Source organism: Rhodococcus sp. NPDC019050 (assembly GCF_055664235.1).
The window spans coordinates 138,284-153,577 of the sequence record NZ_JBVOON010000003.1 but is presented as its reverse complement, the minus strand read 5'-3'; the positions used below and the strand labels follow the sequence as shown (position 1 = coordinate 153,577).

The 15,294-nt window shown below is 67.1% G+C and carries 17 protein-coding genes, 1 tRNA gene and 1 riboswitch; of the genes, 9 read left to right on the top strand and 9 right to left on the bottom strand.

Annotated elements, in window-relative coordinates; all coding sequences use genetic code 11:
- Positions 1-14: 14 nt before the first annotated feature.
- Both AC0B44_RS05300 and AC0B44_RS05295 read right to left on the bottom strand, forming a co-directional pair.
- Positions 15-1,526: an alpha,alpha-trehalose-phosphate synthase (UDP-forming) gene (locus AC0B44_RS05300; RefSeq protein WP_471901875.1), complete on the bottom strand. Its 1,512-nt coding sequence runs from the start codon at positions 1,524-1,526 to the stop codon at positions 15-17.
- A gap of 37 nt (positions 1,527-1,563) precedes the next feature.
- Positions 1,564-1,773 (bottom strand): hypothetical protein, encoded by a 210-nt coding sequence (locus AC0B44_RS05295; protein WP_471902079.1) that lies wholly within the window; start codon positions 1,771-1,773, stop codon positions 1,564-1,566.
- 153 nt (positions 1,774-1,926) lie between these two features.
- Here AC0B44_RS05295 and AC0B44_RS05290 point away from each other — a divergent pair, with 153 nt between their 5' ends.
- From AC0B44_RS05290 to AC0B44_RS05280, 3 genes are all read left to right on the top strand, one after another.
- Positions 1,927-2,727, top strand: a complete 801-nt coding sequence (locus tag AC0B44_RS05290; RefSeq protein WP_471901874.1) for an alpha/beta fold hydrolase — start codon at positions 1,927-1,929, stop codon at positions 2,725-2,727.
- Positions 2,728-2,965: 238 nt separating this feature from the next.
- Entirely contained in the window at positions 2,966-4,354 is a 1,389-nt protein-coding gene (locus AC0B44_RS05285) for a lysine N(6)-hydroxylase/L-ornithine N(5)-oxygenase family protein (protein ID WP_471901873.1), read from the top strand.
- Complete coding sequence (locus tag AC0B44_RS05280) at positions 4,351-4,584, top strand: MbtH family protein (RefSeq protein WP_072702139.1); 234 nt, start codon at positions 4,351-4,353, stop codon at positions 4,582-4,584. Before AC0B44_RS05285 ends, AC0B44_RS05280 begins: the two co-directional genes overlap by 4 nt.
- Positions 4,585-4,596: 12 nt before the next feature.
- Here the strand turns inward: AC0B44_RS05280 and AC0B44_RS05275 are convergent, their stop codons facing one another.
- Entirely contained in the window at positions 4,597-6,165 is a 1,569-nt protein-coding gene (locus tag AC0B44_RS05275; RefSeq protein WP_471901872.1) for a threonine/serine exporter family protein, read from the bottom strand.
- A gap of 118 nt (positions 6,166-6,283) precedes the next feature.
- On the opposite strand from AC0B44_RS05275, the gene AC0B44_RS05270 reads away from it, so the two are divergent.
- Positions 6,284-6,355: transfer RNA gene (locus AC0B44_RS05270), tRNA-Thr, on the top strand.
- A gap of 177 nt (positions 6,356-6,532) precedes the next feature.
- Here AC0B44_RS05270 and AC0B44_RS05265 read toward each other — a convergent pair.
- A complete protein-coding gene (locus tag AC0B44_RS05265; protein ID WP_471901871.1) occupies positions 6,533-7,006 on the bottom strand; it encodes a YflT domain-containing protein in 474 nt (157 codons plus the stop codon).
- A 129-nt stretch (positions 7,007-7,135) separates the two neighbouring features.
- Between AC0B44_RS05265 and AC0B44_RS05260 the strand changes: the two genes are divergently transcribed.
- A complete protein-coding gene (locus AC0B44_RS05260; protein ID WP_471901870.1) occupies positions 7,136-7,747 on the top strand; it encodes a TetR/AcrR family transcriptional regulator in 612 nt (203 codons plus the stop codon).
- Positions 7,748-7,821: 74 nt separating this feature from the next.
- Entirely contained in the window at positions 7,822-8,691 is an 870-nt protein-coding gene (locus AC0B44_RS05255) for a ribokinase (RefSeq protein WP_471901869.1), read from the top strand.
- 19 nt (positions 8,692-8,710) lie between these two features.
- Here AC0B44_RS05255 and AC0B44_RS05250 read toward each other — a convergent pair whose 3' ends face one another.
- The 3 genes from AC0B44_RS05250 to AC0B44_RS05240 form a co-directional block, all read right to left on the bottom strand.
- Positions 8,711-9,541, bottom strand: coding sequence for an ABC transporter (locus AC0B44_RS05250; protein WP_471901868.1), 831 nt, complete (start codon positions 9,539-9,541; stop codon positions 8,711-8,713).
- A 50-nt stretch (positions 9,542-9,591) separates the two neighbouring features.
- Positions 9,592-9,906: a DMT family transporter gene (locus tag AC0B44_RS05245; RefSeq protein ID WP_471901867.1), complete on the bottom strand. Its 315-nt coding sequence runs from the start codon at positions 9,904-9,906 to the stop codon at positions 9,592-9,594.
- A gap of 11 nt (positions 9,907-9,917) precedes the next feature.
- Positions 9,918-9,982: riboswitch (guanidine-III (ykkC-III) riboswitch) on the bottom strand.
- Positions 9,983-10,056: 74 nt separating this feature from the next.
- Entirely contained in the window at positions 10,057-10,263 is a 207-nt protein-coding gene (locus tag AC0B44_RS05240) for a hypothetical protein (RefSeq protein WP_471901866.1), read from the bottom strand.
- Positions 10,264-10,677: 414 nt separating this feature from the next.
- On the opposite strand from AC0B44_RS05240, the gene AC0B44_RS05235 reads away from it, so the two are divergent.
- Entirely contained in the window at positions 10,678-11,598 is a 921-nt protein-coding gene (locus tag AC0B44_RS05235) for an alpha/beta fold hydrolase (RefSeq protein ID WP_471901865.1), read from the top strand.
- 33 nt (positions 11,599-11,631) lie between these two features.
- On the opposite strand, the gene AC0B44_RS05230 is transcribed toward AC0B44_RS05235, so the two are convergent.
- On the bottom strand, positions 11,632-12,282 hold the full coding sequence (locus tag AC0B44_RS05230; RefSeq protein ID WP_471901864.1) for a TetR/AcrR family transcriptional regulator: 651 nt from the start codon (positions 12,280-12,282) through the stop codon (positions 11,632-11,634).
- A gap of 179 nt (positions 12,283-12,461) precedes the next feature.
- Here AC0B44_RS05230 and AC0B44_RS05225 point away from each other — a divergent pair, with 179 nt between their 5' ends.
- Positions 12,462-13,937, top strand: a complete 1,476-nt coding sequence (locus tag AC0B44_RS05225) for a DHA2 family efflux MFS transporter permease subunit (protein ID WP_471901863.1) — start codon at positions 12,462-12,464, stop codon at positions 13,935-13,937.
- A 47-nt stretch (positions 13,938-13,984) separates the two neighbouring features.
- Here AC0B44_RS05225 and AC0B44_RS05220 read toward each other — a convergent pair whose 3' ends face one another.
- Positions 13,985-14,410, bottom strand: a complete 426-nt coding sequence (locus AC0B44_RS05220; protein ID WP_471901862.1) for an HIT family protein — start codon at positions 14,408-14,410, stop codon at positions 13,985-13,987.
- Positions 14,411-14,472: 62 nt separating this feature from the next.
- Here AC0B44_RS05220 and AC0B44_RS05215 point away from each other — a divergent pair, with 62 nt between their 5' ends.
- The gene (locus tag AC0B44_RS05215; protein WP_471901861.1) at positions 14,473-15,291 is read left to right on the top strand and encodes a nucleoside/nucleotide kinase family protein; all 819 of its coding nucleotides are present in this window, start codon (positions 14,473-14,475) and stop codon (positions 15,289-15,291) included.
- Positions 15,292-15,294 lie beyond the last annotated feature (3 nt).

The following is a 15,294-nucleotide window of genomic DNA, read 5'->3' as shown; positions in this document are numbered from 1 at the left end:
GTGGGATAGGTGCGTCAGCCGGCGCTTCCGGACCGGCCCTCCCCGGGTGTGATGAGTGCCGGCCCGGCAGCGCCCGTGTGTGACAGTGCCTCGAGGAACGAACGGGCCCAGCGGTCGACGTCGTGGGTGAGCACCTGGCGGCGCAGGGCGCGCATCGCCTTGCGACCTTCCTCCCGCGGCTGTTCGATCGCGGCCTGCATCTTGTCCTTGACGTTCTCCAGGTCGTGCGGATTGCACAGGAATGCCTGTCGCAATTCGGCTGCCGCACCGGTGAATTCGCTGAGCACCAGCGAACCGCCCAGGTCGCTGCGGCACGCGACGTACTCCTTCGCGACGAGGTTCATCCCGTCGCGCAACGGCGTCACCAGCATCACGTCGGCGGCGACGAAGAACGCGATGAGTTCCTCGCGGGGTACCGGGCGGTGGATGTAGTGCACGACCGGGCGCCCGACCTCGGCGTACTCGCCGTTGATGCGGCTGACCATGCGCTCGATCTCGCCGCGCATCTGCACGTACGACTCGACGCGCTCGCGGCTCGGAGTCGCGAGTTGCACCATGACGGTGCGGGCAGGATCGACCCGGCCCTCGGCGAGGAGTTCGTTGAGGGCATCGAGCCGGACGTCGATCCCCTTGGTGTAGTCGAGCCGGTCGACTCCCAGCAGGATCTTGTCCGGGTTACCGAGTTCCTTGCGGATGGCCTTGGCCCGGTCGCGGATCGCCTTGCTGCGCGACTGTTCGTCGAGTTCGCCCGATGCGATGGAAATCGGGAATGCCCCGACGCGCACGGACCGGAATCCGACCTGGACCACGCCCAGCTTCGAGCGGACACCGATGTTGCCGCGCGAGGTCTGGTGCCCGGCGAGCCTGCCCGCCAGATAGAGGAAGTTCTGTGCACCGCCCGGCAGGTGGAAGCCGATGAGATCGGCACCGAGCAGTCCCTCGACGATCTCGGTGCGCCACGGCATCTGCATGAACAGTTCGACGGGCGGGAACGGAATGTGCAGGAAGAACCCGATCGTGAGGTCGGGCCGGAGCATCCGCAGCATCTTCGGGACCAACTGCAGCTGGTAGTCCTGGATCCATACGGTGGCATTCGGTGCAGCGGCCTTGGCTGCTTCTTCGGCGAAGCGGCGGTTGACCTCGACGTATACGTTCCACCATTCGCGCCGGTATTCCGGGCGGACGATGACGTCGTGATAGAGGGGCCACAAGGTGGCGTTGGAGAAGCCCTCGTAGTAGTCGGCGATCTCCTCGGTGCTCAGGGGAACCGAGTAGAGGGTGAGGTCGTCCTCGACGATGACACCGGCGTCGACGTCGGCGACACCGGCCCAACCGACCCACGCTCCGTGATTGGAACGCAGGATCGGTTCGAGCGCGGTGACGAGACCGCCGGGGCTGCGCTTCCACCGGGTCGTGCCGTCCGGCAGGCGCTCGAGATCCACCGGCAGGCGATTGGCGACTACGACGAAATCTGACGGGGTGATCGACTCGGAGTCTTCGGTCGCATCCGCGTCGCCTGCTGTCACGTCGTGTCCTCTCGAGGGGCCGGTCCGGTGGAACTGATCAGTGCTTGTCGACCGGGTCGATGCCCAGCATGGACAGCAGCATGCGGCACTCGTCCGCAGTCTCGGCGTAGGCAGCGACGACGCGCTGTGCCTGTCGGGCTGTCTCGTCGGCGACGGGTTCGAGATCGTCGTCGGCGAGAACGTCGGGGGTGGTCGGGTCCGCGGTCATGTGTTCCTCCCGGGGTAGCTGCTCGGCGCGAGCACGCATCTACCCCGACTCTAGGAGAGTGGGACGCCGAGGCGCCACCCGCCGGGTCCTGTGGCGATCACGGCGCTGGTCGTGACGGTACCGTTGGGCCGGTAGCGCCACGCGTTTCCCACGCGGGCGCATCGTCCCCTGCAGTCTTCGAGGAAGGTTTCCATGCCCATTGCGACGATCAACGGAATCCCGCTGAACTACCAGGTCAAGGGATCCGGCGACCTCGTGGTTCTCGTCATGGGGACCGGTAGCCCCGGCCGGGTGTGGGATCTGCATCAGGTGCCCGCGCTGGTGAAAGCCGGTTACCGCGTAGCGACCTTCGACAACCGGGGGATCGCGCCGTCGGGGGAGAGCCTCGGCGGGATGACGCTCGACGATCTCGTCGCGGACACCGCGGGTCTGATCGAGTTGCTCGGCGGTCCCGCACACGTCGTCGGCACGTCGATGGGTGCGCGCGTCGCGCAGGAACTGGCGCTCGCGCGTCCGGATCTGGTGCGCAAAGCGGTGTTCCTCGCCGGTCATGCGCGGATGGACAGGTTCCAGATGACCCTCACCGAGGGGGAGCGGCAGTTGTACGACAGCGGAGTCGAGTTGCCGCCGAAGTACCAGGCCGCGGTGACTGCGGTGATGAACCTGTCGCCCGCGTCGCTCGCCGACGAGAACACCGCGCGCGACTGGCTCGATGTGTTCGAGTTCAGCGGGGGCAAGATGTCGCCCGGTGTGCGGGCGCAACTGGGAATGGACCGTGAGTTCGATCGTCGTGCCGCGTACCGCGGGATCACGAAGCCGTGCCTCGCGGTGGGTTTTGCGGACGACCGGATGATCCCGGCGTATCTGTCGCGGGAGGTCGCCGCGGCGATTCCGGGCGCGCGATACGAAGAAATCCCGGATGCGGGTCACTACGGATACCTGGAGCGTCCCGAGGTGGTCAACAAGGTGCTGCTGGATTTCCTGGCGTCCTGACGGACCGGGCACGGACGCGGCGAGCGCGGCGGGATCGAACACGATCCCGCCGCGCTCGCGTCGGTCGGGGTGGGTCGGTGTCTCGCTGGCCGGAAGTCCCTGGGAATTCGGAAGTTCGGGGTCCCCCGCTGACGCACATCCCTTGGTAGGCTCCCCAAACCAAGGTTAGCCTGAGCTACATTTCGTGGGCTGCGTCCACTGACCGCGGGCTCGCGCCCCCGAGTACGGAAGTTGAGTGATGACCGACCGATTCAGCGCTATCGCAGGTGACTCGGAGAATCCGGACGAACCTCGGGGGGATGTCTTCGACCTCGTCGGAATCGGTTTCGGCCCCGCAAACCTGGCTCTGGCCATCGCCATCGAAGAACACAACGCGGCCGAGCCGGGCGCACCGCTCCGGGCGACGTTCTTCGAGCGGCAGACCGAGTTCGCCTGGCACCCCGGCATGCTCCTCGAAGGCGCGACGATGCAGATCGCGTTTCCCAAGGACCTCGTCACCTTCCGGAACCCGACCAGCAGTTACAGCTTCTTCTCGTATCTGCACGAGCGTGACCGGCTCGTGGATTTCGTCAACCACCAGACGTTCTTTCCCACACGGCACGAGTTCCAGGACTACCTGCGGTGGGCGGCCGGCCGTGTCACCGCCGACGTTCGGTACGGCACCGAGGTCACAGCGGTGGAAGCCGTCCGCAACCACACCGGCACCGCCGACCTGTTCGCAATCCGGGCGGCCGACGGGAGCGTCGTCCACGCGCACAGCATCGTGGTCGGCGTCGGGCTGAGGGCGCAGATCCCGCGGTGGGCAACCGAATCGGTCCGGTGCTTCCACAACCACCAGTTCCTGTTCCACCTCGAGAAGATGCCCGAACCGGTGCATCAGCGATTCGCGGTGGTCGGGGCAGGGCAGAGTGCGGCGGAAGTAGTGCAGTACCTGCACGCGCACTACCCGCAGGCCGAGGTCCACAGCATCTTCAGCCGCTTCGGGTACAGCCCGGCCGACGACAGTCCGTACGCGAATCGCATCTTCGATCCGGCAGTCGTCGACGAACTGCACCGCGCGTCTCCGGCGGAGCGGGAACGGGTGCTCACACTTCATCGAAGCACCAACTATTCCGTCGTCGCGCCGGAACTCATCGAGGCGCTCTACGCCACCGAGTACCGCGAGCGTGTCAGCGGACGTCGCCGGTTGTTCATGCGCCGCGCCTCCGAGATCGTCTCGTCCCGGGAAACCGCCACGGGCATCGAGGTCGACGTACGGGACAATCTCGAGGGCACCGCGGAGACCCTCACCTGCGATGCCGTGGTGCTGGCGACCGGATTCGAACCGGCATCGCTCGCTCCGCTGCTCGGAGATCTCGCGCCCGACGGCCCGGTGCTGTCGGTGGACCGCGACTACCGGCTGCCGACACCGGAAGACGTCGACGCCGACATCTACCTTCAGGGGGGCACCGAGAAGACCCACGGTCTCACCTCGTCACTGCTGTCGAATGCGGCGGTGCGAGCGGGAGAAATCCTGGCTTCCGTCCTCGGGCGCCGGGAACGGAAGATGCCCGGAGGCCTGGGAGTTGTCGGTGAACTTGATAGGATTTCGGACCATCACACCTACGCAAGAAGTGAGGCGAGATGAGCACGAACCCATTTGACGACGAGGACGGCCGGTTCTACGTCCTCGTGAACGACGAGGAACAGTACTCGCTGTGGCCGACCTTCTCCGAGGTTCCGCAGGGGTGGCGAGTGGTATTCGGCGAAGAGTCGCGTGCCGCGTGCGTCGAGTACGTCGAGCAGAACTGGACCGATATGCGTCCGAAGAGCCTCCGCGATGCGATGGAGGCCGACGAAAAGGCTCGTCAGGGCTGATATCCGGAGACTTCACATTCGGCGAGAGTCACGCCCGCGCCATCCGAGGCGCAGCGTGGCTCTCGTTGTTTCTGTGGCCACGGCGTCGATGGCCGGCATCGAATCGGTGATGGGGATCGGACCGGTGACCGGTGTCGGGGCCGGCCGGACCGGCCGCTTCTTCTCCAGCCGGATACGCGGGATTCGGCGCAGCTGCGGGCGGCGCAGCGACCCCACCTTGAAGATGCTCCGAGGATTTCGGGTGCGTCGTGCGAGCCATTCGCCGAGCGTCACCCCGGCCGCAAGCGCGCAGCCGATACCGAATGCCGCGAACAACGCGGTCATACCGATGCTCATCTCGTTGCGCAGCATCGCGTACAGCCCGCGATAGAGGGCGAGACCCGGAAGCAGCGGAGTAATTCCGGCGACCGCGACGACCAGCGGGGGAGTGAGGGCCCGGCGAGCCATCAGGCCACCCGCGAAACCGATGACGGTCGCGGCCACCGCCGACGAGATGATCGGGCCGAGCGAGAGCCCGAGCGCCAGCTGGTAGCCGAGGCTGCCGGTCGCCCCTGCCAGCGCCGCGACGGTCAGTGCCCGGCGCTCCGCATAACAGGCGAGCGCATAGAACGCCGCTGCCGCCGCACCCGCGAGAATCTTCGTGGGCAACTGCGTCAGGTCCGGTAGCGCGGCGTAACTGATCAGCGGGAGTTCCGCGCCCAGCACCTCGGCGATGCGCAGGGTCGTCGCGACGCCGGCGATGATGCCGCCCGTCATCATGAGGACTTCGAAGAATCTCGCCGAGGCGGTGATCGGGGCGCCGGTGATCGCGTCCTGCACCGAACCGACCAGTGACAGACCGGACAGCAGCACGGTGACGCCGGCGGCGATGATCAACCCCGGAGACACTTCGAATCCGAGCGTCTCCCGCAGCCCGTACAACGTGATCGCGGGAGCGGTGGCGATGATGCCGCCCACCAGGTGCTGGAAGAAGAACGGCAGACCGGCGTGATTGAGGAATCGGTTCACGCGGTCGATGACGAAGGTCGACGCGAAGGCGACGAGTGCGACCAGAGCATCGCCGCCGAGCAGCACCGAGATCGCCGCGGCCATCCCGGACCACGCGATCGTCGCCACCCACCGGTCGTACGGGTGGGCGGCCGAGGTGATCGCGAGCAGTTCCTCATGTGCCTGCGCCGGCGAGATGGCGTCGCGCCGGATCCGCCTGGTCAGCCGATCGACGGCGGCCAGTCGCGTGAAGTCCATCGAGCGGTAGTGGACGACACGCATCGTGCTTGCCGGTGGCATCGTCGGCCCCCGGTAGGCCGACAACACGATCGAGTTGTAGGTGACGTCGACGTCGCATTGCGCGAGCCCGTACGTCGCGGCGACGAACCGGACCTGCTCGGCGGTGTCGATCGCTCCCGTACCGGAAGCGAGGAGGACTTCACCGACGCGGACCGCGACGTCGAGAGCTTCGGCGACCACAGCATCGTCCGTAAGGTCGATCGGCTGCAGCGGCGTGGGTGCTGCGATGACTGCGTCGATGGTCGCGCGGCGCGTACCGAGAGTTCGATCGAGGACGTCGGCCAGCAAGCTCACCGCCTACCACCTCCGGCATGGACGGAGACAGGTCGGGCGGTACGCATGTATTCCACGGTAACGAAACGGGCGGTGTGCACCCTAGGCAGGACGCCCTATATGATGGGCGGCGTTCGCTGCCTCCTTAGCTCAGCGGTAGAGCACTCGCCTTGTAAGCGAGCGGTCAACGGTTCAATCCCGTTAGGGGGCTCGAAAAAAGGCCGACCTGCATATATGCAGGTCGGCCTTTTTGTTTTCGGTGCACCGTTCGTCCTGGTCGGAACCCTGGTGCCGGGCCCGCGGAACGTGCGACGGATGCGGCCGTTTCCCGCTTGGGCCGTGCCCACGCGTTCCGGGCGACGTGCGGGATCTCACAACACGAGCAGGCTCAGCGGAGGGCGAGTTTCCGGCGCGCCTGCTCCTCGAAGTCGCTGTCGACCATCAGGTCGTACCGGGCCGCTTCGATGCTCTTGCGGGAGATGAAGTCGCGGCGCCCGCCGGTACTCCAATGCGCGGCGAAACCGAGTGTTCCGCCCCACACCGCGCCGAACGCCACCGCAGCGAGCACGATCGCGGCCATGCTGGTCGCCGGGAGGAACAAGGCGAGGAGCAGGCCGAAGATCAGGCCTGTCCATACGCCGGCGCCCGCGCCGTTCAGTGCCGCTCTGCCGTTGGTCATTCGGCCGTCGATGCGCTCGATCGTGGTCACTCCCTGGCCCACGATGCGCAGGTACTCCACGGGAAAGCCCTCGTCGGAGAGGTGATCGATCGCGTGTTCGACAGCTTCGTACGTCCGATAGCTCTCGAGGAGGGTCTCCGAATCGGTGGCACAGCCTGTCGTGGGTGCGTAGATCTCGGTCATACGTTCCTCCTCCATGTGCAAGCTAACGATACGGATAGCGTAGCGTAGCGTTTCGTATCGTTTGATTCGGGTCCTTTTTTCGGAGACACTCAGGACCGTGCGGGGCTTTCTCGCCTGAGAAGGAGTGACATGGTGGCCGATACCGAGGTGGATCCGGTGTCAGAATCGCTGCGACGTCCCGCCAAGTCGCGCGGCGGAACGGATGCGCGGATCATGCGGGCGGCGCTGGAGATCCTGCGGGTGCACGGACCCCATCGCGTCACCGTGGAAGCGGTTGCGGCCCTGTCGGGCGTGGCGAAGACGACCATCTACCGGCGTTACGCGAACCGTGAAGAGATTCTCGACGCTGCGCTGGACTCGCAGGCCGTGACGCCGTGCGTCCCGGACGGACTGTGCGTCTACGACCGGATGAAGTGGACACTCGAACAGGTCCGGCGAGCACTGGCGAGCGACATGGGACTGGGTAGCGTCGGGGCGGCGCTCACCGACGAGGACCCCGACTTCACCGAATCCTTCCGCGAGATCATCAACGCGCGCAGCGACGTGGTCGCGGGGGTACTGCGCGCCGCTGTCGACGCCGGCGCGGTGCGCGCCGACCTCGACATCGACACGGCAGTGTCCATGCTCGTCGGTTCGTACCTGGGGGCATATCTCCGGCACGGCGAAGTCAGCGAGTCGTGGGCCGACGGGGTCGTGCATGCGATGTGCCCCGAACTCGAACCCGAGGCCCGGGACCGCTGAGACAGCGGGCCGACCGCGCCGCCCTGCCCGTGAGGTTGCCGCCCATGAGGTTGCACCGCCCGTAAGGTCGAGACGTGGCAGATGCTCGGGACTGCGTGGTGGCGGTCGTCGGATCGTTGAACCTCGATCTGACCGCCGTGGTCGCTCGTGCGCCCGAAGAGGGCGAAACCGTCCTCGGCCGGCGTCTCGAAACGTATCCCGGAGGCAAGGGCGCGAATCAGGCGATCGGCGCGGCACGGATCGCTCGCACCGCTGTGGTCGGTGCCGTGGGGAACGACAGCGCCGCGACTGCGCTGCGCGGTGCGCAAACCGCAGCAGGCGTCGATACCGAGCACCTTCTCACCGTCGATGTGCCGACCGGACGCGCGATCGTCGTCGTCACCGACGACGGGGACAATCGGATCATCGTCATCCCCGGCGCGAACTCGAAGGTCACGGCCTCCGACGTCACCGCGGCACTCGACGCGCTCGACCCGGCGGTCGTGCTGACCCAACTGGAATTGCCGTCCGCCGCCACCATCGCGGCGGTCGGGTGGGCACGCGTGCACCGGCGGCGACTGGTTCTCAACCCCAGCCCCGTTGCCCCGCTCGACGATCAGGTCCTCGCCGACGCCGATCCGCTGGTCGTCAACGAGCACGAAGCACTCTTCTACGCGGACGCTTCCGCGGGTGACGCCCTCGACGACATCGCCACCCGGCTTCTCGAGCGCGTCCGCAGCGCGGTGATCACCCGGGGCGGTGCCGACGTGGTGGTCGCTACCGAGGACTACATCGAGCGGATCGCGGTCCCGCGCGTGCACGTCGTGGACACGACCGGTGCCGGCGACCATTTCGCGGGGACGCTCGCCGCCCTGCTCGGGACCGGAGAAGATCTTTTCGCCGCCGCGCACCAGGCCACCAGGGCGGCGGCGATCCTCGTCGCGTCGAAGCGCGCCGACCGCTGATCGCCGAATCTGCCGCAGCTCACGTGGGCGGCAGCAGTTCCCCTTTGCCGCCGCGCAGCCATCGGCCGGGCAGTCTGCCCGCGAGGTCACCGAGCGGTCCGACCGCGCCGCGGAGCAGTTCGACGGTCTCCCGCAACATGTCGACGCTCGCGTTCATGCTGATGATCCCTGGAGTCAGTTCCGCGAGCGTGCCGGCCAGCGACTCGATCTGATCGAGCGGGCCGCCCTTCGCCAGCAGACGGTCGAGGGCTCCCTGCTCCGCGAGCAGCACTTCGAGCACGCCGCCCTGTGCCAACGCTCGTTCGACCACACCACCCGGCCGCGTCGCCACATCGACGATGCCGCCGGGCGCGGTGAGCCGTTCCACGGCGCCGTCCTGTGCCAGCAAGCGCTCGAGAGGCCCTTCCGGCGCGGTCAGCCGGTCGAGCAACCCGCCGTCCGAGAGCAGGCGGTCGAGCGCGCCGTCGTCGGCGAGGACCCGGTCGAGCGGTCCGCCGGGCGCGGTCAGGCGATCGAGGGCGCCGCCCGGTTCCAGCAGTCGGTCGAGCAATCCTCCGGGGGCAGTGAGCCGATCGACCGGGCCGCCCGGTTCCAGAAGACGGTCGAGGGGTCCGCCGGGCCGCATCGCCTGGCCGAGTCCGCGGTCCTCGGAGGTGAGCGTCGAGATCTGCTGCAGCAGCCCCATCGAACTGCGGGTGTCGGGCAGGCCCACGGCACCGAGCGCCGAATACGTCTGCGGCGACACCGCGAGACGGACCGTACCGATGACGGCTTCGGTGATACCGAGTGCGGTATCTGCCGCCGACAGGCCGACCCGGAACGGAAGTGCCAGCGCGGAACCGAGGTTCATGCGGTCACTGTAACCGCATCGTCACCGAGCGTCGGGACGTGAGCGGCCGGTCAGTGCACGAGCTTCAAACCCACGACACACGCCACGATTCCGGTGATCAGCAACAGCTTTACGAACGTCGCGGATTCGGTGCCGGTCAACATCGCATATCCGACGGTCAGCGCAGCTCCGATGCCCACCCACACCGCGTACGACGTGCCCACCGGCAACGTGCGCATCGCATACGCGAGGCCCGCCATGCTCGCGACCACCGTGACTCCGAAGACGACCGTCGGCCAAAGCCGGGTGAACCCTTCCGATCTGCCGAGCGCGGTCGCCCATACGGCTTCGAGTACACCTGACAGGACGAGAACGATCCAGGCCATGACGCAACGCTCCTACACCGTCTTGTCGCTCGCCGGGTACGGTGCGCTCGTCCGGGGGTCCGTCTTCGGTCCCTCGTCGCCAGGTTAGGAAAGAGTGCCGGGGGCGGCAAGCCACGACCCCCGAGTGTGAGGTGTCTGTCCGCGTGCGCGTCAGGACGCGACGAGCATCTCCGTCTCTTCGGCCACGACGGAACACGCGCATCCGCCGACGAGGTCGGCGCATTCCGCGACCAGCGAGTGCCGCACGATCGACAGATCCGTGCAGGTGTCGTCGGTGCACTCGACGTCCACCGTCGAGTGCAGGACCAGGGACCCGTGGCAATGGTCGAGTCGGTTCTCGCACTCCCTACACGTCATATCCCTTTGATAGCACTCACCGAGGACAGGGCGTTGAAGGTGGGTACCCCTGGCGTGTTGCTCGTCGCATTCGGCGATTCCCCTGGTAGCTCGTGCCGGAGACCGGGAGGGCCGTCCGCGATCACCTCACCGAAGCCGGTCGCTGTGCACCGGCCGGGTGACCAATACGATCTTCCTACCCGGAACGTTCACCGAGGACTGGAGGCATCTGATGGGTATCACGGACTCGGTGACACGGGCGGCCCACAACGCGTGGGCGTTGTTCGCAGGAGACGGTCTCGCGGCGCCCCACCGCACGGATTCGGTGGTCGTCGGCAAAGGCCCGCATCGGACGTTGCGCTGGTTCGGTCCCGACGACGGTGACCCGGTCCTCCTCGTGACGCCTCTCGCCGCGTCGCCGACTGCTTCGACCTCATGCCGGACCAGAGCGTGGTGCAGTACCTCACCGAACTCGGTCGCAGCGTCTTCGTCGTCGACTACGGACAGATGACGTCGGAGGACCGCGATCTGGGACTCGAGTACTGGATCGACGACATCGTCCCCGAGGCGATCCACCGGGTGTCGGAACTGTGCGGCAACCGGGACGTCGACGTCGTGGCCTGGAGTATCGGCGGAGCGATGGCCCTGCTGACCTCAGCCGCGCACCCCGAACTACCGGTGCGGTCGATCACCGTCTTCGGCAGCCCGCTCGACTTCTCGAAGATCCCGGTCATGGCGCCGCTGCGGTTGATCGGCAGGTTCTGCGCCGAACCCGCGATCGGCGTGCTCAACTCGGTGTTCGGTGGAGTACCCGCGCTTCTCGTCCAGGCCGCCTACCGCATCACCGCGCTCGACCGGGAACTGGCTCGGCCGTTTTTCGTCGCGTCGAATCTCACCGACGCGGACAAACTGAGCCGGATGGAATTCGTCGACCGGTTCCAGGAGGAGATCTCCGGGTATGCCGGTCGCGCGTTCGCCCAGCTCGCGCAGATGACGGTCGCCAACGACCTGTCGGGCGGACGACTTCACCTCGGTGAGCGAATCGTCGATCTCGCCGACGTGACGGCGCCCGTGCTCGCGCTCGGCGGCACCGAGGACATCCTCGCTCCGATCGCCGCCGTCGAACCGGTCGTCCGGCTGCTGCCGAACGCGCCTGTGCGGTTCGTGCAGGTACCGGGCACGCACCTGGGAATGCTCACCGGGGCGCGTGCGCGCACCACGTCGTGGGTCGAACTCGCCGCGTTCCTCGAGGAACCGGGGGTCGACGTCCCGGCAGAATTCGACGACCCGGGAGAAGAGCTGCCGGTATCCACGCCGCCGGCCGCGACGAGGCGGCCGGACCGGACCGTCCGTTAGAGCAGAGCTACGACGCCTTGTCGTCGGAAAGAATCAGGCGTCGCTGCCGGTGAAGATCCGGCGTGCTTGCCTGCGTGTCGACCGATAGATCTCCACCAGGTCCCCGCTGTCGCCCTTTTCGATGCCGTCGACCCACGCGTCGAAGGCGGTACGCGTCGCGACGCCCGCCGCTTCGACGAGCAGTCGTGCATAGGTCGGGGGACGGATGCCGTCCACCTTTGCCGCCACACTCTGGGTGATGCGGCACATCGCGACGGCGTCGGTCGCGAAGGCTGCTGCGCGGAGGTGATCGTCGGACGCGATGAGGCGGCGGGCTCTGAGAAGGCGGTCCTTGGTGTCGTCGGAGCTTGCCATGAGCCGGCACAGGGAGCGCTCGTAGAGGGCTTCGATGCCGTCGAGGTCGACTTGCTCGGGAGGAACCGATTCGAGCCAGGAGAGTAGTTCGGCTTCGAACTCCCGGTCCGGCTCGTACACCGACTCTTCTTTGGTCGCGAAGCAGCGGAAGAAGGTGCTCGGCGATACACCGGCCGTGCGCGCGATCTCGTCGACTGTCGTTGCAGCCGCGCCCTGCTGTTCGAAGAGCGTCAGGGCCGCACGGGTGATCTCGCGGCGCGTCTCCTGTCTTCTGCGTTCCCGCAGGTCCGGGACGCGTGCAGGTGGGGCCGACCCGGCCGGGGGAACCATCCGATCGCTCCTTTCACTCCGGGCAGGCAAACGGGAAGTGTCCTGGCCGAAGCCGACTCAACAGCGGAACTCATGTTAACAGCAGAAATCAATTTGACAGTGACTACCACTTGGAGTGACTCTGTCAGAACTGAAGCAGTCGCGGCAGCAGAGGTCCACATCCAGAAAGTCCCACTCAGATGCAGATACAACAGGCCGACGACCGGCCGGAGACGGTCTCCGGGGACACGGTCTCCGAGGAGAAACTGGACCGCGCAAGCGTGCTGCTGATCGGTGTCCTCGTCACCGCAGCCTTCGTCATGATCCTCAACGAGACGATCATGAGCGTCGCGCTGCCGCGCTTGATGGACGATCTCGCCATCACCGCGAGCACCGCCCAATGGCTCACCACCGGCTTCCTGCTGACGATGGCAGTGGTCATTCCGATCACCGGCTACCTGTTCCAGCGATTCACCCTCCGCCAGGTGTTCATCGCAGCCATGGGCATCTTCAGCACCGGTACGTTGCTCGCGGCGCTCGCTCCCGGATTCGAAGTCCTGCTGGCGGGACGCGTGACGCAGGCCGGTGGCACCGCCATCATGCTGCCGTTGCTGATGACGACGGTGCTGCGCGTGGTCCCCGCCCACAAGCGGGGAAGCATGATGGGCATCATTTCCATCGTCATCGCGGTGGCCCCCGCCATCGGCCCCACCGTGTCGGGCATCGTTCTGAACGCGCTCGACTGGCGGTGGATGTTCTGGATCGTGCTGCCCATCGCGCTCGTCGCATTCGCAATCGGGGTGGCGCTGGTCAAGAACGTGACCAGCCCGGTCGCCGTCCCGCTCGATCTGGTGTCGGTCGTGCTGTCGGTGTTCGCGTTCGGCGGAATCGTCTACGGGCTGAGCAGCATCGGACATTCGGCCGAGGGGTCGGCGGTGCCGGTCTGGATCCCGCTGGGCGTCGGCGTCGTCGCATTGACGGTGTTCGTGCGACGGCAGATCTCGAGGCAGAGCGCAGGACGCGCCCTGCTCGATCTCCGCCCCTTCGCGACGCCCACGTTCAGCATCGGCCTCGGCATGCTGTCGATCAGCATGATGGCGCTGTTCGGCGCTCTGATCCTGCTGCCGCTGTACCTGCAGAATATTCGCGGCCTCGATACCCTGACCACGGGTCTGCTGCTGCTGCCCGGTGGTCTGGTGATGGGATTCCTGTCGCCGTTCGTCGGCCGGATCTTCGACCGCACCGGACCGCGCGTGCTGGTGATACCCGGCGCCGTCGTCGTCAGTTCCGCACTGTGGCTGATGACGTTGCTCGACGCGGAGTCCGCCCTGCCGATGGCGGTGGCCGTCCACACTCTGCTCATGGCCGGTCTCGCGACGGTCATGACCCCGCTCATGAGCTCGTCGCTGGGATCACTGCCGAGTGAGCTCTATTCGCACGGCAGTGCCATCTTCAGCACGATCCAGCAGTTGGCGGGTGCTGCGGGTACCGCGCTGTTCATCACCGTCATGTCGAGCACCGCGGCTTCGCGTGCGGCCGACGGCGCGACCGCACTGAGCGCGAGCCAGTCGGGCATCCACACGGCCTTCCTCTACGGCGGAGCCGTTTCCCTCCTCGCGGTAGCCGCGTCCTTCTTCATCCGGACGCCGAAGACGGGCACGCTCACCCACGCGTGACCTCGTCGGCCTCGCGGCCCGGACCCTCGGGGGTCCGGGCCGTTCCGTCACTCCGGGACGTTGTCCGCGTACCCCAGCGTCCTGAGTTCGTCGCGGATCTTGTTCTGCGCACGGTCGAGGGACTCTGCCGACGGATCCTTCTCCACGGTTGCGAAGTCGAAATCTGCCATCGAGCGGGCCGGGAAGACGTGCAGGTGCAGGTGCGGAACCTCGAGACCCGCGATCACCAGACCGGTCCGCGGCGCGTCGTACGCGGCCCGTACCGCCTTGCCGACGATCTGCGCGACGCCGTTGAGCTTGGTCCAGAGTTCGTCGTCGACGCTCTCCCAGTGGTCGACTTCCTGCCGGGGCACGACGAGCACGTGCCCTTCGGTCAGGGGGTTGATGGTGAGGAACGCGACGACGTCGTCGTCCTGCCAGACGAATCGGCCCGGCAGTTCCCCGGAGATGATCATGCTGAAGACGGATGCCATAGCGCGAGGATAGGCGGATCGCAGTCGGTCGGCGACCTCCGCGACAGCCGGGAGCCCGCCGGATGCCACCGGTGTTCGCGCTGCGCGTCGAGGGTCCGGACCACCACAGTCGTATCGTCGCTCACATGGAGGCCCCCGAACCTGTGTGCTCCGAACCTGTGGATGCCGAATCCGCAACCCCCGAATCCGCAACCCCCGGATCCGCAACCCCCGGATCCGCACGCCCCGAATCCGTGCGCACAGGACCGCTGCGGGAACTCGTCGACGAACTCGTCGCGCACGTGCTGGCGGGCCTTCCGGAGGGCCGGCGCACCGTAGTGGGTCTGTGCGGGCCCCCGGGCGCGGGCAAGAGTCGCGCGGCATGGTTGCTGATGAAGGCGCTCCGGCGAGCGGGTATCGCCGCCGGCCAGGCCCCCATGGACGGGTTCCACTTGTCGAACCGGCAACTCGACGCCCGCGGGGCCCGCGCCCGGAAGGGAGCGCCGGACACGTTCGACGTCGCGGGTTATCGCAACGTCCTCGAGCGGATCAGGGCACGCGGCAGTGAGACGATCTATGCACCGGACTTCTCCCGGCGGCTCGACGAGCCGATCGCCGGGGTCCACGCGATAGCTCCCGAGGACCGCGTGGTGATCACGGAGGGCAATTACCTGCTGTTCGACGAGGGAGGATGGGGCGAGATCCGGTCGCTGCTCGACCTCTCGATCTACCTCGACGTCCCCGATCCCACGCTCACCCGCCGCCTCGTACACCGGCACGTCGCCAACGGACGAGACGACGATCAGGCCCGCGACTGGGTGGACAACGTCGACCTCCCCAATGCCGCTGCCGTCGCCCGGAGCCGCTGCCGCGCCGATCTCGTGTGGAAACCGGTCCCGTAGTCT